13 protein-coding genes and 3 tRNA genes are annotated in these 18,891 nt (G+C 52.5%); 10 read left to right on the top strand and 6 right to left on the bottom strand.

The features are described from left to right. Nucleotides 1-120: 120 nt before the first annotated feature. The 3 genes from ptrA to recD are packed head-to-tail and all read left to right on the top strand — an operon-like array spanning nt 121 to nt 8,370. Entirely contained in the window at nt 121-3,009 is a 2,889-nt protein-coding gene (gene ptrA, locus HUZ68_RS17925) for a pitrilysin (protein ID WP_239593944.1), read from the top strand. Then, complete coding sequence (gene recB / locus HUZ68_RS17920) at nt 3,002-6,544, top strand: exodeoxyribonuclease V subunit beta (RefSeq protein WP_239593943.1); 3,543 nt, start codon at nt 3,002-3,004, stop codon at nt 6,542-6,544. Before ptrA ends, recB begins: the two co-directional genes overlap by 8 nt. After that, nucleotides 6,544-8,370, top strand: coding sequence for an exodeoxyribonuclease V subunit alpha (gene recD, locus HUZ68_RS17915; RefSeq protein WP_129949029.1), 1,827 nt, complete (start codon nt 6,544-6,546; stop codon nt 8,368-8,370). The genes recB and recD overlap by 1 nt, the downstream gene beginning before the upstream one ends. Before the next feature lie 61 nt (nt 8,371-8,431). Here recD and argA read toward each other — a convergent pair whose 3' ends face one another. Continuing rightward, the gene (argA, locus tag HUZ68_RS17910) at nt 8,432-9,763 is read right to left on the bottom strand and encodes an amino-acid N-acetyltransferase (RefSeq protein ID WP_000237947.1); all 1,332 of its coding nucleotides are present in this window, start codon (nt 9,761-9,763) and stop codon (nt 8,432-8,434) included. A gap of 231 nt (nt 9,764-9,994) precedes the next feature. On the opposite strand from argA, the gene amiC reads away from it, so the two are divergent. Next, entirely contained in the window at nt 9,995-11,248 is a 1,254-nt protein-coding gene (gene amiC, locus HUZ68_RS17905; protein ID WP_000016907.1) for an N-acetylmuramoyl-L-alanine amidase AmiC, read from the top strand. A 73-nt stretch (nt 11,249-11,321) separates the two neighbouring features. Here amiC and HUZ68_RS17900 read toward each other — a convergent pair. The 3 genes from HUZ68_RS17900 to HUZ68_RS17890 all read right to left on the bottom strand — a co-directional run bounded on the left by HUZ68_RS17900 (nt 11,322) and on the right by HUZ68_RS17890 (nt 11,617). Then, nucleotides 11,322-11,398: transfer RNA gene (locus HUZ68_RS17900), tRNA-Met, on the bottom strand. A gap of 32 nt (nt 11,399-11,430) precedes the next feature. Continuing rightward, nucleotides 11,431-11,507, bottom strand: a tRNA-Met gene (locus HUZ68_RS17895). A gap of 33 nt (nt 11,508-11,540) precedes the next feature. After that, nucleotides 11,541-11,617 (bottom strand) — tRNA-Met (locus HUZ68_RS17890). A 208-nt stretch (nt 11,618-11,825) separates the two neighbouring features. Between HUZ68_RS17890 and mltA the strand changes: the two genes are divergently transcribed. Continuing rightward, nucleotides 11,826-12,923 carry a murein transglycosylase A gene (gene mltA / locus HUZ68_RS17885; protein ID WP_000678646.1) on the top strand — a complete coding sequence of 366 codons (1,098 nt, stop codon included), beginning with the start codon at nt 11,826-11,828 and terminating at the stop codon, nt 12,921-12,923. A 238-nt stretch (nt 12,924-13,161) separates the two neighbouring features. Continuing rightward, nucleotides 13,162-13,968, top strand: coding sequence for a tRNA cyclic N6-threonylcarbamoyladenosine(37) synthase TcdA (gene tcdA, locus HUZ68_RS17880; RefSeq protein ID WP_021577868.1), 807 nt, complete (start codon nt 13,162-13,164; stop codon nt 13,966-13,968). 50 nt (nt 13,969-14,018) lie between these two features. Here tcdA and csdE read toward each other — a convergent pair whose 3' ends face one another. After that, nucleotides 14,019-14,462 carry a cysteine desulfurase sulfur acceptor subunit CsdE gene (gene csdE / locus HUZ68_RS17875; RefSeq protein ID WP_000184261.1) on the bottom strand — a complete coding sequence of 148 codons (444 nt, stop codon included), beginning with the start codon at nt 14,460-14,462 and terminating at the stop codon, nt 14,019-14,021. Continuing rightward, the gene (csdA, locus tag HUZ68_RS17870) at nt 14,462-15,667 is read right to left on the bottom strand and encodes a cysteine desulfurase CsdA (protein WP_001299106.1); all 1,206 of its coding nucleotides are present in this window, start codon (nt 15,665-15,667) and stop codon (nt 14,462-14,464) included. The genes csdE and csdA overlap by 1 nt, the downstream gene beginning before the upstream one ends. 191 nt (nt 15,668-15,858) lie before the next feature. Between csdA and HUZ68_RS17865 the strand changes: the two genes are divergently transcribed. The 4 genes from HUZ68_RS17865 to rlmM all read left to right on the top strand — a co-directional run bounded on the left by HUZ68_RS17865 (nt 15,859) and on the right by rlmM (nt 18,861). Further along, nucleotides 15,859-16,086 (top strand): YgdI/YgdR family lipoprotein, encoded by a 228-nt coding sequence (locus HUZ68_RS17865; RefSeq protein ID WP_000750398.1) that lies wholly within the window; start codon nt 15,859-15,861, stop codon nt 16,084-16,086. 350 nt (nt 16,087-16,436) lie between these two features. Next, nucleotides 16,437-17,354: a glycine cleavage system transcriptional regulator GcvA gene (gcvA, locus tag HUZ68_RS17860; RefSeq protein WP_000044401.1), complete on the top strand. Its 918-nt coding sequence runs from the start codon at nt 16,437-16,439 to the stop codon at nt 17,352-17,354. A gap of 18 nt (nt 17,355-17,372) precedes the next feature. Then, the gene (locus tag HUZ68_RS17855; protein WP_000203905.1) at nt 17,373-17,768 is read left to right on the top strand and encodes a DUF423 domain-containing protein; all 396 of its coding nucleotides are present in this window, start codon (nt 17,373-17,375) and stop codon (nt 17,766-17,768) included. Beyond that, nucleotides 17,761-18,861 (top strand): 23S rRNA (cytidine(2498)-2'-O)-methyltransferase RlmM, encoded by a 1,101-nt coding sequence (gene rlmM, locus HUZ68_RS17850; RefSeq protein ID WP_001045520.1) that lies wholly within the window; start codon nt 17,761-17,763, stop codon nt 18,859-18,861. The genes HUZ68_RS17855 and rlmM overlap by 8 nt, the downstream gene beginning before the upstream one ends. The last annotated feature ends 30 nt before the right edge of the window (nt 18,862-18,891 follow it).

Below are 18,891 nucleotides of genomic sequence, written 5' to 3'. Positions count from 1 at the left end.
CGGACTGATGGTTATATAAACATAGGCTGACTCGTGCAGCACAAGATTAAATTCTGGCAGATGATTTGCGTTAACCTGTTGAATCTGGCCAGAAAATAAAGTTGATTATGAGGTCCGTGAATGCCCCGCAGCACCTGGTTCAAAGCATTATTGTTGTTAGTTGCCCTTTGGGCACCCTTAAGTCAGGCAGAAACGGGATGGCAGCTGATTCAGGAAACCATCCGTAAAAGTGATAAAGATAACCGCCAGTATCAGGCTATACGTCTGGATAACGGTATGGTGGTCTTGCTGGTTTCTGATCCGCAGGCAGTTAAATCGCTATCGGCGCTGGTGGTGCCCGTTGGGTCGCTGGAAGATCCCGAGGCGTACCAGGGGCTGGCACATTACCTTGAACATATGAGTCTGATGGGGTCGAAAAAGTACCCGCAGGCTGACAGTCTGGCCGAATATCTCAAAATGCACGGCGGTAGTCACAATGCCAGCACTGCGCCGTATCGCACGGCTTTCTATCTGGAAGTTGAGAACGACGCCTTGCCCGGTGCGGTAGACCGCCTGGCCGATGCTATTGCAGAACCCTTGCTCGACAAGAAATACGCCGAACGTGAGCGTAATGCGGTGAATGCCGAATTAACCATGGCGCGTACGCGTGACGGGATGCGCATGGCACAAGTCAGCGCGGAAACCATTAACCCGGCACACCCCGGTTCAAAGTTTTCTGGTGGTAACCTCGAAACTTTAAGCGACAAACCTGGTAATCCGGTGCAGCAGGCGCTGAAAGATTTCCACGAGAAGTACTATTCCGCCAATCTGATGAAGGCGGTTATTTACAGTAATAAACCGCTGTCGGAGTTGGCAAAAATGGCGGCGGACACTTTTGGTCGCGTGCCGAACAAAGAGAGCAAAAAACCGGAAATTACCGTGCCGGTAGTCACCGACGCCCAAAAGGGCATTATCATTCATTACGTCCCAGCGCTGCCGCGTAAAGTTCTGCGCGTTGAGTTTCGCATCGATAACAACTCAGCGAAGTTCCGCAGTAAAACGGATGAATTGATTACCTATCTGATTGGTAATCGCAGCCCAGGTACACTTTCTGACTGGCTGCAAAAGCAGGGATTAGTTGAGGGCATTAGCGCCAACTCCGATCCTATCGTCAACGGCAACAGCGGTGTATTAGCGATCTCTGCGTCTTTAACCGATAAAGGTCTGGCGAATCGCGATCAGGTTGTGGCGGCCATTTTTAGCTACCTCAATCTGTTACGTGAAAAAGGGATCGATAAACAATACTTCGATGAACTGGCGAATGTGCTGGATATAGACTTCCGTTATCCGTCAATCACCCGTGATATGGATTACGTCGAATGGCTGGCAGATACCATGATTCGCGTTCCGGTTGAGCATACGCTGGATGCAGTCAATATTGCCGATCGGTACGATGCTAAAGCAGTAAAAGAACGTCTGGCGATGATGACGCCGCAGAATGCGCGTATCTGGTATATCAGCCCGAAAGAGCCGCACAATAAAACGGCTTATTTTGTCGATGCGCCGTATCAGGTCGATAAAATCAGCGAACAAACTTTCGCTGACTGGCAGCAAAAATCTGCCAATATTGCGCTCTCCTTACCGGAGCTTAACCCCTATATTCCTGACGATTTCTCGCTGATTAAGTCAGACAAGAAATATGACCATCCAGAGCTGATTGTTGATGAGTCGAATCTGCGCGTGGTGTATGCGCCAAGCCGTTATTTTTCCAGCGAACCCAAAGCTGATGTCAGCCTGATTTTGCGTAATCCGAAAGCCATGGACAGCGCCCGCAATCAGGTGATGTTTGCGCTCAATGATTATCTCGCAGGGCTGGCGCTTGATCAGTTAAGCAACCAGGCGTCGGTTGGTGGCATAAGTTTTTCCACCAACGCTAACAACGGCCTTATGGTTAATGCCAATGGTTACACCCAGCGCCTGCCGCAGCTGTTCCAGGCATTGCTCGAGGGGTACTTTAGCTATACCGCTACGGAAGATCAGCTTGAGCAAGCGAAGTCCTGGTATAACCAGATGATGGATTCCGCAGAAAAGGGCAAAGCGTTCGAGCAGGCGATTATGCCCGCGCAGATGCTCTCGCAAGTGCCGTACTTCTCGCGAGATGAACGGCGCAAAATTTTGCCCTCCATTACTTTGAAAGAGGTGCTGGCCTATCGCGACGCCTTAAAATCAGGGGCTCGACCAGAGTTTATGGTTATCGGCAACATGACCGAGGCCCAGGCAACAACGCTGGCACGCGATGTGCAAAAACAGTTGGGCGCTGATGGGTCAGAGTGGTGTCGAAACAAAGATGTAGTGGTCGATAAAAAACAATCCGTCATCTTTGAAAAAGCCGGTAACAGCACCGACTCCGCACTGGCAGCGGTATTTGTACCGACTGGCTACGATGAATACACCAGCTCAGCCTATAGCTCTCTGTTGGGGCAGATCGTACAGCCGTGGTTCTACAATCAGTTGCGTACCGAAGAACAATTGGGCTATGCCGTGTTTGCGTTTCCAATGAGCGTGGGGCGTCAGTGGGGCATGGGCTTCCTTTTGCAAAGCAATGATAAACAGCCTTCATTCTTGTGGGAGCGTTACAAGGCGTTTTTCCCAACCGCAGAGGCAAAATTGCGAGCGATGAAGCCAGATGAGTTTGCGCAAATCCAGCAGGCGGTAATTACCCAGATGCTGCAGGCACCGCAAACGCTCGGCGAAGAAGCATCGAAGTTAAGTAAAGATTTCGATCGCGGCAATATGCGCTTCGATTCGCGTGATAAAATCGTGGCCCAGATAAAACTGCTGACGCCGCAAAAACTTGCTGATTTCTTCCATCAGGCGGTGGTCGAGCCGCAAGGCATGGCTATTCTGTCGCAGATTTCCGGCAGCCAGAACGGGAAAGCCGAATATGTGCATCCTGAAGGCTGGAAAGTGTGGGAGAACGTCAGCGCGTTGCAGCAAACAATGCCCCTGATGAGTGAAAAGAATGAGTGATGTCGCCGAGACACTAGATCCTTTGCGCTTGCCCTTACAGGGCGAGCGCCTGATTGAAGCCTCTGCCGGCACAGGCAAAACCTTTACGATTGCGGCGCTCTATTTGCGCCTGTTACTTGGACTAGGCGGTTCCGCCGCCTTTCCCCGCCCGCTGACCGTTGAAGAACTGCTGGTGGTCACCTTTACCGAGGCTGCCACGGCAGAATTGCGCGGTCGTATCCGTAGCAATATCCACGAGTTGCGCATCGCCTGTCTGCGTGAAACCACCGACAATCCACTGTACGAACGCCTGCTGGAAGAGATCGACGATAAAGCGCAAGCCGCGCAGTGGTTGTTGTTAGCCGAACGGCAGATGGATGAAGCGGCAGTCTTTACTATTCACGGCTTTTGCCAGCGCATGCTCAACCTGAATGCCTTTGAATCCGGCATGCTGTTTGAGCAGCAGCTGATTGAAGATGAGTCTCTGCTACGCTACCAGGCCTGCGCCGATTTCTGGCGTCGCCACTGCTACCCGCTGCCTCGTGAAATAGCCCAGGTCGTCTTTGAAACCTGGAAAGGGCCGCAGGCGTTGCTGCGCGATATTAATCGTTATCTGCAAGGCGAAGCGCCGGTTATCAAAGCACCGCCGCCCGATGATGAAACGCTGGCTTCCCGTCACGCGCAAATTGTGGCGCGTATTGATACGGTAAAACAGCAGTGGCGCGACGCAGTGGGTGAACTGGATGCGCTGATCGAATCTTCTGGTATTGATCGACGCAAGTTTAACCGTAGCAATCAGGCTAAATGGATCGACAAGATCAGCGCCTGGGCAGAAGAAGAGACAAACAGTTATCAGTTGCCGGAGTCGCTGGAAAAATTCTCCCAGCGTTTCTTAGAAGATCGCACGAAGGCCGGGGGGGAAACCCCACGACATCCACTGTTTGAGGCGATCGATCAACTGCTTGCAGAACCATTGTCGATCCGCGATCTGGTGATCACCCGCGCATTGGCTGAGATCCGCGAAACAGTAGCGCGTGAGAAACGCCGCCGTGGCGAATTGGGTTTTGATGACATGTTAAGTCGGCTCGATTCCGCGCTGCGTAGCGAAAGCGGCGAGGTGTTGGCAGCGGCGATCCGTACGCGATTCCCGGTGGCAATGATCGATGAATTTCAGGATACCGACCCCCAGCAGTACCGAATTTTTCGCCGTATCTGGCACCATCAGCCGGAAACCGCATTGTTGCTGATTGGCGACCCGAAACAGGCCATATATGCATTCCGGGGTGCGGATATCTTCACTTATATGAAGGCGCGTAGCGAAGTTCACGCCCACTACACTTTAGACACCAACTGGCGTTCCGCACCAGGAATGGTGAACAGCGTGAACAAGCTTTTCAGCCAGACTGATGACGCGTTCATGTTTCGCGAAATACCGTTTATTCCAGTGAAATCAGCCGGGAAAAATCAGGCGTTACGTTTTGTCTTTAAAGGTGAAACGCAGCCTGCGATGAAAATGTGGCTGATGGAAGGCGAAAGCTGCGGCGTTGGCGATTATCAAAGTACCATGGCGCAGGTATGTGCTGCGCAAATCCGCGACTGGCTACAAGCCGGACAGCGGGGCGAAGCGTTGCTGATGAACGGCGACGACGCGCGTCCGGTGCGTGCTTCGGACATCAGTGTGCTGGTGCGCAGCCGCCAGGAGGCCGCCCAGGTGCGCGATGCCTTAACGTTGCTGGAAATCCCTTCCGTTTACCTTTCGAACCGCGACAGTGTTTTTGAAACTCTGGAAGCGCAGGAGATGCTTTGGTTGTTGCAGGCGGTGATGACGCCCGAACGTGAGAACACTCTGCGCAGTGCGCTGGCAACGTCAATGATGGGGCTGAATGCGCTGGATATTGAAACGCTGAACAATGACGAACATGCGTGGGATGCGGTAGTCGAAGAGTTCGATGGTTATCGGCAAATCTGGCGCAAACGTGGCGTTATGCCGATGCTGCGGGCGCTGATGTCGGCGCGTAACATTGCAGAAAACTTGCTGGCAACGGCAGGCGGTGAGCGGCGACTTACCGATATCTTGCATATCAGCGAACTGCTACAAGAAGCCGGAACGCTGCTGGAAAGTGAACATGCGCTGGTACGCTGGTTATCGCAACATATCCTCGAGCCAGACAGTAATGCCTCCAGCCAACAAATGCGCCTCGAAAGTGATAAACATCTGGTACAGATTGTCACGATCCATAAATCGAAAGGGCTGGAATATCCGCTTGTCTGGTTGCCATTTATTACCAATTTCCGCGTCCAGGATCAGGCGTTTTATCACGATCGCCACTCGTTTGAGGCTGTTCTGGATCTTAACGCTGCGCCAGAAAGTGTCGATCTCGCGGAGGCCGAACGTCTGGCGGAAGATCTGCGTTTGCTTTACGTGGCGCTGACGCGTTCGGTTTGGCATTGTAGTCTCGGCGTTGCACCGCTGGTGCGCCGTCGTGGCGATAAAAAAGGTGACACCGACGTCCACCAAAGTGCGCTCGGGCGTTTGCTGCAAAAAGGGGAACCGCAAGATGCGGCAGGGCTTCGCACCTGTATTGAAGCGTTATGCGATGATGATATTGCCTGGCAAACGGCACAAACTGGTGATAACCAGCCCTGGCAGGTTAATGATGCTTTAACTGCAGAACTGAATGCGAGGACGCTACAACGATTGCCCGGCGATAACTGGCGTGTCACCAGCTACTCCGGCTTGCAGCAGCGTGGTCACGGTATCGCTCAGGATCTGATGCCACGGCTGGATGTTGATGCCGCAGGCGTGGTCAGCGTCGTTGAAGAACCGACGTTAACACCGCATCAGTTCCCGCGCGGTGCGTCACCGGGGACATTCTTGCACAGTTTGTTTGAAGACCTCGATTTTACCCAGCCGGTTGACCCGAACTGGGTACAGGAAAAACTGGAACTCGGCGGCTTTGAATCGCAGTGGGAACCGGTGTTGACCGAGTGGATCACGGCTGTCCTCCAGGCACCTCTCAATGAAACGGGTGTTAGCCTGAGTCAGCTTTCCGACCGCGATAAACAGGTGGAGATGGAGTTTTATCTGCCGATTAGTGAACCGCTTATCGCCAGTCAGCTTGATACGTTAATCCGCCAGTTTGACCCGCTATCCGCAGGCTGCCCGCCGCTGGAGTTCATGCAGGTACGTGGCATGTTAAAAGGCTTTATCGACCTGGTGTTCCGCCACGAAGGGCGTTATTACCTGCTTGACTATAAATCCAACTGGTTGGGTGAAGACAGTTCGGCTTACACCCAACAGGCTATGGCGGCGGCAATGCAGGCACACCGCTATGATCTGCAATATCAGCTTTATACCCTGGCGCTGCATCGTTATCTGCGCCATCGCATTGCTGATTACGACTATGAGCGCCACTTTGGCGGCGTTATTTATCTGTTCCTGCGTGGCGTTGATAAAGAACATCCGCAACAGGGGATTTACACAACCCGACCCAACGCCGGGTTGATTGCCCTGATGGATGAGATGTTTGCCGGTATGACCCTGGAGGAGGCGTAATGAAATTGCAAAAGCAATTACTGGAAGCTGTGGAGCACAAACAGCTACGCCCGCTGGATGTGCAATTTGCCCTGACCGTGGCGGGAGATGAACATCCTGCCGTCACCATCGCGGCGGCACTGTTAAGTCATGATGCCGGAGAGGGACACGTTTGTTTGCCGCTTTCACGACTGGAAAATAACGAGGCGTCGCATCCGCTGTTGGCGACCTGTGTCAGTGAAATCGGTGAGCTACAAAATTGGGAAGAATGCTTGTTGGCTTCTCAAGCGGTCAGCAGGGGAGATGAACCCACGCCGATGATCCTCTGTGACGATCGTCTTTATTTGAATCGCATGTGGTGTAACGAGCGGACGGTAGCGCGCTTCTTCAATGAGGTGAATCATGCCATCGAGGTGGATGAAGCCTTGTTGGCGCAAACCCTGGATAAACTCTTTCCGACTGGCGATGAAATTAACTGGCAAAAAGTTGCGGCGGCAGTGGCGCTGACGCGGCGGATCTCGGTGATTTCCGGCGGCCCTGGCACCGGTAAAACGACCACCGTAGCGAAGTTGCTGGCAGCGTTAATTCAAATGGCAGACGGCGAACGCTGCCGTATCCGTCTGGCTGCACCAACGGGTAAAGCTGCCGCGCGCTTAACCGAATCTCTCGGCAAGGCTTTGCGACAGTTACCGCTGACCGATGAACAAAAGAAACGCATTCCGGAAGATGCCAGCACTTTGCACCGATTGCTGGGCGCGCAGCCGGGTAGCCAGCGTTTACGTCATCATGCCGGTAACCCGCTGCATCTTGATGTGCTGGTGGTAGATGAAGCGTCAATGATCGATCTGCCTATGATGTCGAGACTGATCGACGCCTTGCCCGATCATGCGCGAGTGATCTTTCTCGGCGATCGTGATCAACTGGCCTCGGTTGAGGCTGGGGCTGTGCTGGGCGATATCTGCGTTTATGCCAACGCGGGCTTTACCGCCGAGCGTGCCAGGCAGCTAAGCCGCCTGACGGGGACTCACGTTCCGGCAGGAACTGGCACAGAAGCGGCATCTTTGCGCGACAGTCTCTGCCTGCTGCAAAAAAGCTATCGTTTCGGCAGCGATTCTGGCATTGGTCAGTTAGCTGCGGCGATCAACCGTGGTGATAAAACGGCAGTGAAAACCGTTTTTCAGCAGGATTTTACTGATATCGAAAAACGACTTTTACAGAGCGGCGAAGATTATATTGCGATGCTTGAGGAAGCTCTTGCGGGTTACGGACGTTATCTGGATCTGCTGCAAGCGCGTGCCGAGCCGGATTTAATCATTCAGGCGTTCAATGAGTACCAGCTTTTGTGCGCCCTGCGGGAAGGGCCATTTGGCGTGGCTGGACTGAATGAGCGAATTGAGCAGTTTATGCAACAGAAGCGCAAAATTCATCGTAATCCGCACTCTCGTTGGTACGAAGGCCGACCGGTGATGATTGCCCGTAATGACAGCGCGCTTGGGTTGTTTAATGGCGATATCGGTATTGCGCTGGATCGCGGGCAGGGGACGCGCGTCTGGTTTGCGATGCCGGACGGCAATATTAAGTCTGTGCAACCGAGTCGCTTGCCAGAGCACGAAACTACGTGGGCGATGACGGTACATAAATCGCAGGGATCGGAGTTCGACCATGCGGCGTTGATTTTACCGAGCCAACGCACGCCGGTAGTAACGCGAGAGCTGGTATACACCGCGGTGACCCGCGCGCGTCGCCGTCTGTCGCTGTATGCCGATGAGCGTATATTAAGTGCGGCAATCGCCACTCGTACTGAGCGGCGCAGTGGTCTGGCGGCGTTGTTTAGTTCGCGGGAATAAACGTAATTGCCGGATGCGACGCACGAGTGTTACGCCTGCCGCATCCGGCGATTTTCATCGCTTACCCTAAATCCGCCATCAACACTTTGGATTTACGCTGGTAGTTGTACAACTGCTTTTTGCTCTCGGGCAGTAAATCAATATCCACCGGGGTAAATCCACGTTCCTGGAACCAGTGAATACTGCGCGTGGTCAGCACAAACAATTTGCTTAAGCCGCTCTGCTTCGCCTGAGCGGCAATGCGTTCCAGCAGAACCTCGCCCCGTGATGAGCTGCGGTAATCCGGGTGAACTGCCACACAGGCCATTTCCCCAATCTTCTCTTCCGGGAACGGATAGAGCGCGGCGCAGGCAATAGTCGTGTTATCGCGCTGAATAATGGTGAATTTGTCGATTTCCATCTCCAGCTGCTCGCGAGAACGGCGTACCAGAATACCTTGCTGCTCCAGCGGGCGAATCAACTCCAGAATACCGCCGATATCGTTGATTGTTGCGCGACGAATCTGCTCGGCGCTTTCCATCACAATCTGCGTACCGATACCGTCGCGTGAGAACAACTCTTGCAACAGCGCGCCATCTTCCTGATAACTGATTAAATGACAGCGACGCACGCCGCTGCGGCAGGCTTTCACTGCGCCACGCAAAAAGCGCACCGTACCGGAGTTGTAATCGCCTTTCTCTTCCTGGGCTTCTACCCGCGCTTGCGCTTCGTTAGGGAAAAGTTCGGAGACAATATCACCGTCGTCATTAGTGACGCCCTGGGAAGAGCAAAAACCAATCATCTTTTCAGCTTTCAGTTTGATGGCCAGTTGAGTGGCAATCTCTTCCGAGGTCAGATTAAAGCTCTCGCCAGTGACTGAAACAGCGACCGGCCCCATTAGCACTATTGCACCGCTGTCCAGTTGACGATGGATCGCGTCTTCATCAATCCGCCGGATACGCCCGCTATGGCAGTAATCCACGCCGTCATCGACGCCCAGCGGCTGGGCAATAATAAAATTGCCACTGACGACGTTGATATGCGCGCCCTGCAGCGGCGTGTTATTGAGACTCATCGACAGGCGAGCCGTAATATCCAGTTGCAATGTTCCCGCAGCCTGCTTCACCAGTTCCAGTGTTTTGGCGTCGGTCACACGTATATTCTTGTGATACAGCGGTTCGTGGTGATGCGCAGCCAGATTTGCGTCGATCTGCGGACGTGCGCCATAGACCACCACCAGACGGATGCCGAGGCTGTGCAACAACCCGATATCATTAACGATACTGGAGAAATTCTCATGCTCAATGGCTTCACCGCCGAGCATGATGACAAACGTTTTTCCCCGGTGGGTATTGATATAGGGAACCGAATGGCGGAATCCCTCGACCAGCTCGGTTTTACGTTCCTTTACCACGGCACACCTCTTTGCATGATTATTCGAAATTATTGTATTTTTATTCTGTTTTTTCGCAGGGTGCAAGTGTAAATTTTATGCGAGAGCGACTTTTTTATCAGTAATGCCGTGAATATAAAAAGAATGTTTACCGTTTATTAGATGACAGATTATGCGTCTTTCGCTAAAGTTTCCGGTCAAATTAGTCGTTTACTTGTTACACAGCTTAGATTTCTTTTGCTCGGGAGAGGCATGTCAGGATCCAACACTGCAATCAGCCGTCGTCGTTTACTGCAAGGCGCGGGTGCCATGTGGCTATTGAGCGTAAGTCAGGTCAGCCTGGCTGCGGTCAGCCAGGTCGTGGCGGTGCGCGTCTGGCCTGCGTCCAGCTACACCCGCGTGACGGTAGAATCAAATCGTCAGCTGAAATATAAGCAGTTCGCGTTGAGTAACCCGGAACGCGTGGTGGTGGATATCGAAGATGTAAACCTGAACTCGGTACTCAAGGGGATGGCGGCACAAATTCGTGCAGACGACCCGTTCATCAAGTCGGCGCGCGTCGGGCAATTTGACCCGCAAACCGTACGGATGGTTTTTGAATTAAAGCAAAACGTAAAACCGCAGCTGTTTGCCCTCGCGCCGGTCGCCGGGTTTAAAGAACGTCTGGTGATGGACCTTTATCCGGCCAATGCTCAGGACATGCAGGACCCATTGCTGGCGCTGCTGGAAGATTACAATAAAGGCGACCTCGAAAAGCAGGTGCCGCCTGCGCAGAGTGGCCCACAGCCAGGCAAGGCCGGGCGCGATCGTCCGATTGTCATTATGCTCGACCCTGGCCACGGCGGCGAAGACTCCGGTGCGGTGGGGAAATACAAAACGCGCGAAAAAGATGTGGTATTGCAAATAGCTCGCCGTTTGCGCTCTCTGATCGAGAAAGAGGGCAATATGAAGGTGTACATGACGCGCAATGAAGACATCTTCATTCCGTTGCAAGTGCGCGTAGCAAAAGCCCAGAAACAGCGTGCTGACCTGTTTGTCTCTATCCATGCCGACGCCTTTACCAGTCGTCAGCCGAGCGGTTCCTCTGTGTTTGCGCTCTCAACCAAAGGTGCAACCAGTACTGCGGCAAAATATCTGGCACAAACCCAGAACGCCTCGGACTTGATTGGTGGCGTGAGCAAAAGCGGTGACCGCTATGTCGACCACACCATGTTCGATATGGTGCAGTCGCTGACCATTGCCGACAGCCTGAAGTTTGGTAAAGCAGTGCTGAATAAGCTCGGTAAAATCAACAAGCTGCATAAAAATCAAGTTGAACAGGCCGGGTTTGCCGTACTAAAGGCACCAGATATTCCCTCCATTCTGGTCGAAACGGCGTTTATCAGTAACGTTGAGGAAGAGCGTAAACTGAAAACGGCGACTTTCCAGCAGGAAGTTGCGGAGTCTATTCTTGCGGGGATTAAAGCGTATTTTGCCGATGGGGCGACGCTGGCGAGAAGGGGATGATAAAAAGGCGCTGAATGGCGCTTTTTTATGGGAGACCAGAAACAAAAAAACACCCGTTAGGGTGTTCAATAATTGGTTGCGGGGGCCGGATTTGAACCGACGACCTTCGGGTTATGAGCCCGACGAGCTACCAGGCTGCTCCACCCCGCGTCACCGTACTGCTTTATTTCATCAAATTTGATTGGTTGCGGGGGCCGGATTTGAACCGACGACCTTCGGGTTATGAGCCCGACGAGCTACCAGGCTGCTCCACCCCGCGTCACCGTACTGCTTTACTTCATCAAATTTTAATTGGTTGCGGGGGCCGGATTTGAACCGACGACCTTCGGGTTATGAGCCCGACGAGCTACCAGGCTGCTCCACCCCGCGTCCGTGGATGCGCACTATACTCCGCTCGCGTTTTCATGCAACCTTTTTTTTACCCCGATCACGGATTTGGCATGATTTTGAACAAAAACAAATCACTAAAGCCTATTTTTTGTGCAAAATTTGCGTCAGGGAGAGGCTGCTCATTTCATTAAACGCGGTGGTTTGTTATCTTCGTTGCGCCTTATTTTTTAACCTGAAGAAGAGAACAATGAAAGGACGTTGGGTAAAGTACCTTCTTATGGGCACGGTTGTGGCAATGCTTGCCGCCTGCTCTTCCAAACCAACCGATCGCGGACAGCAATATAAAGACGGGAAATTTACCCAGCCTTTCTCTCTGGTGAACCAGCCAGATGCCGTTGGCGCGCCGATTAACGCCGGTGATTTTGCCGAGCAAATTAACCATATCCGTAATTCGTCACCGCGTCTGTATGGCAACCAGAGTAATGTTTATAACGCGGTGCAAGAGTGGCTGCGCGCAGGCGGTGATACCCGCAATATGCGCCAGTTCGGCATTGATGCCTGGCAGATGGAAGGTGCCGACAACTATGGTAACGTGCAGTTTACAGGCTATTACACGCCGGTAATTCAGGCGCGCCATACCCGCCAGGGCGAGTTCCAGTATCCTATTTACCGTATGCCGCCAAAACGTGGTCGTCTGCCGTCTCGTGCGGAGATCTACGCGGGGGCATTGAGTGATAAATATATTCTCGCTTACAGTAACTCCCTGATGGATAACTTCATTATGGATGTGCAGGGTAGTGGGTATATCGACTTTGGTGATGGCAGTCCGCTTAACTTTTTCAGCTATGCAGGGAAAAACGGTCATGCCTATCGCAGCATTGGTAAGGTGCTGATCGACCGTGGCGAAGTGAAAAAAGAAGATATGTCGATGCAGGCGATTCGTCACTGGGGCGAAACGCACAGTGAAGCCGAGGTTCGCGAGCTGCTGGAACAGAACCCGTCTTTCGTTTTCTTTAAACCGCAATCTTTTGCACCGGTGAAAGGGGCAAGTGCGGTGCCGCTGGTTGGCCGTGCTTCTGTTGCCTCTGATCGTTCCATTATTCCGCCAGGTACAACCTTGCTGGCAGAAGTGCCGCTGCTGGATAATAACGGCAAATTTAACGGTCAGTATGAACTGCGTCTGATGGTGGCGCTGGATGTCGGTGGCGCAATCAAAGGCCAACACTTCGATATCTATCAAGGGATCGGGCCGGAAGCCGGACACCGCGCAGGTTGGTACAACCACTATGGACGGGTTTGGGTGCTGAAAACGGCTCCGGGCGCAGGTAACGTCTTTAGCGGCTGATGTGATATTCTGTATGCCGTTTTTACGGATATGACAGGGTGAGGGATAACCTCACATCCTGATTATTGACTAAGTGCGCGTTGTTCATGCCGGATGCGGCGTGAACGCCTTATCAGGCCTACAAATCATGCAAATCCAAAATATTGCAGGAGTTATGTAGGCCTGATAAGCGTAGCGCATCAGGCATTTATGCGTTTAGGGTGAGGGGTAACCTCGCCCTTTTTAATTCTGAGGTGCTATGTCTGTGGTAATTAGTGATGCATGGCGTCAGCGTTTTGGTGGCACAGCGCGTCTGTATGGTGAAAAAGCGCTGCAACTGTTTGCTGACGCGCATATTTGTGTGGTCGGTATTGGCGGTGTCGGTTCCTGGGCGGCGGAAGCGCTGGCGCGCACGGGGATTGGCGCAATCACGCTTATCGATATGGATGATGTGTGCGTCACCAATACCAATCGGCAAATTCATGCCCTGCGCGATAACGTTGGGCTGGCAAAAGCGGAAGTTATGGCGGAGCGTATTCGCCAGATTAACCCGGAGTGCCGTGTAACGGTGGTGGATGATTTCGTGACGCCGGATAACGTAGCGCAGCATATGAGCGTGGGTTATTCGTACGTGATTGATGCCATTGATAGTGTACGGCCCAAAGCGGCGCTGATTGCTTATTGTCGGCGCAATAAAATCCCGCTGGTCACGACCGGTGGCGCGGGTGGGCAGATTGACCCAACGCAGATTCAGGTTACCGATCTGGCGAAAACGATTCAGGACCCGCTGGCGGCGAAGTTGCGTGAGCGCCTGAAAAGCGATTTTGGCGTTGTGAAAAACAGTAAAGGTAAGCTCGGCGTCGATTGCGTGTTCTCTACTGAAGCGCTAGTGTATCCGCAGTCAGATGGTACGGTTTGTGCTATGAAAGCCACGGCAGAAGGGCCAAAGCGGATGGATTGTGCATCTGGATTTGGCGCGGCAACGATGGTGACCGCCACCTTTGGTTTTGTTGCGGTTTCTCATGCGCTGAAGAAGATGATGGCGAAAGCGGCGCGTCAGGGGTAAACAATCAGGTCGGATGCGACGCAAACGTCTTATCCGACCCGGTTCTGTGCTTAAACCTGCTTCGTCGCAGCGATAATCGCCTCGCTTAACGCATTTAACCCCTGGCTGCGTGAGGCGCTAAGTTGCGCACGCAATCCCAGCTCATCAAACAATGCCAGCGGCGACTGTGCCTGCAATTCGGCGGCGGTTTTCCCCTCAACGGCAGTCAACAGCACCGCCAGCAGGCCGCGCACTATACGTCCTTCGCTGTCGCCAAAGAAGTGCATTTTACCGTTTTCAGCCACGGTATATCCCAGCCAGACGCGGTTTTCGCATCCGGCAATCTCTTTAGCCTGCGCTTTTAACTCGTCTGGCAAAGCCGGAAGCTGTTTCCCCAGCATGATCAACTGGCGATATTTATCTTCCCATTGCGTCAACGGTGCGAAGGTATTGCGTAACGTTTCTGCGGTTACGGTTGTGCCGAACGGATGTCCGGCGAATTGCGGGTTCGTCATTAATCCACCAATAATTCCAGCGCGCGGTCAACGGCATTCACCAGCGCATCCACATCACTCTTTGTATTATATGGCGCAAAAGAGGCGCGCAGTGTGCCGGTTACGCCTAATTCTGCCAGTAGCGGCTGAGCGCAATGTTGCCCGGCCCGCAAGGCAATACCGTACTCCGCCAGCAGCGTCACCATATCGCTGTGATGAACGCCAGCAAAATCAAAGGCCAGTAGGCTGGAATCCTGACAGCGGAATGAACGGAAGCCTGGACGTTTCGCCAGCGCATCTTCCGCCAGTGTTGCTAAACTACGGCTCCAGCTTTCGGCCTGGTTGATATCGTAATCTGCCAGCCATTCCAGCGCCGCGCTTAATCCTATGACACCAGCCACATTTGGCGTTCCTGCTTCCAGTTTCCACGGCGCAGATTGAGTCGTGAAGCCGTCAAAACTCACTTCGTGAATCATTTTGCCGCCACCCAGCCAGGGCGACATCGCTTCCAGCAGTTCTGATTTGCCATACAGCACACCGATACCCGTCGGGCCATACAGTTTGTGACCAGAGAAAGCATAGAAATCGATATCCAGTTGCTGAACATCCGCGGGGAAATGCACCGCCCCCTGAGCACCATCAACCATCACCACCATCCCGGCTGAATGAGCAAAGGTAATCGCTCGCGCCAGATCCGGGCAACCGCCAGTAACGTTCGACATCTGACCCAACGCCAGAATCCGACTACGGGGAGTAATCAGTTCTGGCAACAAATCGACATCCGGCAGTCGCTGCGCATTAAGCGGCAATTTCACCACTTTGGCTCCAGTTTGTTGGGCAACCATCAGCCAGGGGACGAGGTTAGCGTGGTGTTCTGCCACGCTGACAATAATCTCATCGCCCGGTTGCAGACGCGGACGCGCATAGCATTGTGCCACCATGTTGATGGATTCAGTGGTGCCGCGCGTCCAGACGATAGTTTTATCATCCGGTGCATTCAGTAATTGCGCCACTTTCTCTCGTGCAGCTTCATAACGCGCGGTCAGGCGTTGGGCTTCGGCAAACTGGCTGCGATGGACGTTTCCGGCGCTCAGACTGTAAAACTGTCGGGTGGCTTCAACCACGGCTTCAGGTTTAAGCGCGGTCGCGGCGCTGTCGAGATAGACGCCCGCATCCTGTAGAGCGGGAAACTGGGCGCGAAACTGCGCGGGATTAAAAACGTTCATGGTACTCCTCGGCTTGATGCACCGATCGTGACGCAAAATTCACTTTGATACAAGGAGAGTGCTAACCATCAGAATTATCTGGATATCCTGGCGAAGCCGCGTCAGTAACATATGCTGAATAGTGTTAGGCGTTAATTTTAGCCTGTTAATCAATACTATTAAGATTTATTAATCGCTTTAAGGAGAAGATGATGAAAAAGACTGCCGCAATTATTTCTGCCTGTATGCTGACTTTTGCCCTGAGCGCCTGTTCCGGTTCGAACTATGTGATGCACACCAATGACGGACGTACCATCGTCTCTGACGGCAAACCACAGACTGATAACGATACCGGTATGATTTCGTATAAAGACGCTAATGGCAACAAACAGCAGATCAACCGTACCGACGTGAAAGAGATGGTCGAACTGGATCAGTAATTCGCGATCGCAAGGTAAAAAAAAGCACCGCAATTAGGCGGTGCTACATTAATCACTATGGACAGACAGGGTAAATGTACAGGAAGTGAAAAAAGGTAGCTTTGCTACCATGGTCTGAATCGCAGACCAATTGCAAACACAACAACACAACATCACAACCGTAAGCCAAAAGTTCACCAGAACACGCATTCCGATAAAACTTTTCGTTCCGGCTCAGGAAGTGCCGCCACTATAGGTATTTGCTGGTAGAAGCTCAACGGACAATTTATAATGGCTCAGATTAAAAAAACTAATAGGTTACACACTGTGATCTAATTGTTAAATTCATTTAACATCAAAGTTTAAAAGCCATGTCTAAACGATTACCACCGCTAAATGCCTTACGAGTTTTTGATGCCGCAGCACGCCATTTAAGTTTCACTCGCGCAGCAGAAGAGCTTTTTGTGACCCAGGCCGCAGTAAGTCATCAAATCAAGTCTCTTGAGGATTTTTTGGGGCTAAAACTGTTCCGCCGCCGTAATCGTTCACTCCTGCTGACCGAGGAAGGGCAAAGCTATTTCCTCGATATCAAAGAGATATTTTCGCAATTAACCGAAGCGACGCGTAAACTCCAGGCCCGTAGCGCCAAGGGGGCGTTGACGGTCAGTTTACTCCCTAGTTTCGCCATTCATTGGTTGGTTCCGCGACTTTCCAGCTTTAATTCAGCTTATCCGGGAATTGACGTTCGAATCCAGGCGGTTGATCGTCAGGAAGATAAGCTGGCGGATGATGTTGATGTGGCGATATTTTATGGTCGGGGCAACTGGCCGGGGCTACGGGTGGAAAAACTGTACGCCGAATATTTATTGCCGGTGTGTTCGCCGCTACTGCTGACTGGCGAAAAACCCTTGAAGACCCCGGAAGATCTGGCTAAACATACGCTATTACATGATGCGTCACGCCGTGACTGGCAGACATATACTCGTCAATTGGGGTTAAATCATATCAACGTTCAGCAAGGGCCAATTTTTAGCCATAGCGCCATGGTGCTGCAAGCGGCTATCCACGGGCAGGGAGTGGCGCTGGCAAATAACGTGATGGCGCAATCTGAAATTGAAGCCGGACGTCTTGTTTGCCCGTTTAATGATGTTCTGGTCAGTAAAAACGCTTTTTATCTGGTTTGTCATGACAGCCAGGCAGAACTGGGTAAAATAGCCGCCTTTCGCCAATGGATCCTGGCGAAAGCCGCTGCTGAACAAGAAAAATTCCGCTTTCGTTATGAACAATAATTTACGTAGGGTACGACCATGACCAGCCGTTTTATGCTGATTTTCGCCGCCATTAGCGGCTTCATTTTTGTGGCTCTGGGTGCTTTTGGCGCGCATGTGTTAAGTAAAACCATGGGGGCCGTTGAGATGGGCTGGATCCAGACCGGCCTCGAATACCAGGCGTTTCATACGCTGGCGATCTTAGGTCTGGCGGTGGCAATGCAGCGTCGCATCAGTATCTGGTTTTACTGGAGTAGCGTTTTCCTCGCGTTAGGCACGGTGCTGTTCAGCGGCAGCCTTTATTGCCTGGCACTGTCCCATCTGCGTTTGTGGGCGTTTGTCACTCCGGTTGGCGGCGTGAGCTTCCTTGCGGGCTGGGCGTTAATGTTAGTTGGTGCTATCCGTTTAAAGCGCAAGGGCGTAAGTCATGAATAAGGTTGTATTGCTGTGCCGTCCGGGCTTTGAAAAAGAGTGCGCCGCAGAAATTACCGATAAAGCCGGCCAGCGGGAAATTTTCGGTTTTGCCCGCGTGAAAGAGAATGCGGGTTATGTCATTTATGAATGTTATCAACCTGATGATGGCGATAAGTTAATCCGTGAGCTGCCGTTCAGTTCATTAATTTTTGCCCGCCAGTGGTTTGTGGTGGGGGAACTCTTGCAGCATTTGCCGCCAGAAGATCGTATTACCCCCATTGTCGGCATGTTACAGGGCGTAGTAGAGAAGGGCGGTGAACTGCGTGTTGAAGTTGCCGATACCAACGAAAGCAAAGAGTTGCTGAAATTCTGCCGTAAATTCACCGTGCCGCTACGCGCTGCCTTGCGCGATGCGGGGGTGCTGGCGAACTATGAAACGCCGAAGCGTCCGGTAGTGCATGTATTCTTCATTGCACCAGGCTGCTGTTATACCGGTTACTCATACAGCAACAATAATTCGCCGTTCTATATGGGCATTCCGCGCCTGAAATTTCCGGCAGATGCGCCGAGTCGTTCCACGCTCAAACTGGAAGAGGCATTTCATGTGTTTATTCCTGCGGATGAGTGGGATGAACGCTTGGCGAACGGGATGTGGGCGGTGGATTTGGGCGCTTGCCCAGGCGGCTGGACCTACCAACTGGTGAAGCGCAACATGTGGGTTTATTCCGTCGACAACGGCCCGATGGCGCAAAGTCTGATGGATACCGGACAGGTGACGTGGCTGCGGGAAGACGGTTTCAAATTCCGTCCGACGCGCAGCAATATCTCCTGGATGGTATGCGATATGGTTGAAAAACCGGCGAAAGTTGCGGCATTGATGGCGCAGTGGCTGGTTAATGGCTGGTGTCGTGAAACCATTTTCAACCTCAAACTGCCGATGAAAAAACGCTACGAAGAAGTGTCACACAATCTGGCGTATATTCAGGCACAGCTTGATGAACATGGCATAAATGCTCAGATTCAGGCACGGCAGTTGTATCACGATCGCGAAGAAGTGACGGTGCACGTCCGCCGCATCTGGGCTGCGGTGGGTGGTCGTCGCGACGAGCGATAACAGGCAAGGCCGGGGCGTTGTTTCCGGCCT

Source organism: Shigella dysenteriae (assembly GCF_022354085.1).
Lineage (GTDB): Bacteria > Pseudomonadota > Gammaproteobacteria > Enterobacterales > Enterobacteriaceae > Escherichia > Escherichia coli.
This window is presented reverse-complemented; position numbering and strand designations above follow the sequence as displayed.

Bases quoted from the DNA above. Each gene is read 5' to 3' on its own strand.
- ptrA (WP_239593944.1), top strand. From the start codon at position 121: ATGCCCCGCAGCACCTGGTTCAAAGCATTATTGTTGTTAGTTGCCCTT.
- mltA (WP_000678646.1), top strand. From the start codon at position 11,826: ATGAAAGGACGTTGGGTAAAGTACCTTCTTATGGGCACGGTTGTGGCA.
- HUZ68_RS17855 (WP_000203905.1), top strand. From the start codon at position 17,373: ATGACCAGCCGTTTTATGCTGATTTTCGCCGCCATTAGCGGCTTCATT.
- amiC (WP_000016907.1), top strand. From the start codon at position 9,995: ATGTCAGGATCCAACACTGCAATCAGCCGTCGTCGTTTACTGCAAGGC.
- recB (WP_239593943.1), top strand. From the start codon at position 3,002: ATGAGTGATGTCGCCGAGACACTAGATCCTTTGCGCTTGCCCTTACAG.
- HUZ68_RS17865 (WP_000750398.1), top strand. From the start codon at position 15,859: ATGAAAAAGACTGCCGCAATTATTTCTGCCTGTATGCTGACTTTTGCC.
- tcdA (WP_021577868.1), top strand. From the start codon at position 13,162: ATGTCTGTGGTAATTAGTGATGCATGGCGTCAGCGTTTTGGTGGCACA.
- rlmM (WP_001045520.1), top strand. From the start codon at position 17,761: ATGAATAAGGTTGTATTGCTGTGCCGTCCGGGCTTTGAAAAAGAGTGC.
- recD (WP_129949029.1), top strand. From the start codon at position 6,544: ATGAAATTGCAAAAGCAATTACTGGAAGCTGTGGAGCACAAACAGCTA.
- gcvA (WP_000044401.1), top strand. From the start codon at position 16,437: ATGTCTAAACGATTACCACCGCTAAATGCCTTACGAGTTTTTGATGCC.
- csdE (WP_000184261.1), bottom strand. From the start codon at position 14,462: ATGACGAACCCGCAATTCGCCGGACATCCGTTCGGCACAACCGTAACC.
- csdA (WP_001299106.1), bottom strand. From the start codon at position 15,667: ATGAACGTTTTTAATCCCGCGCAGTTTCGCGCCCAGTTTCCCGCTCTA.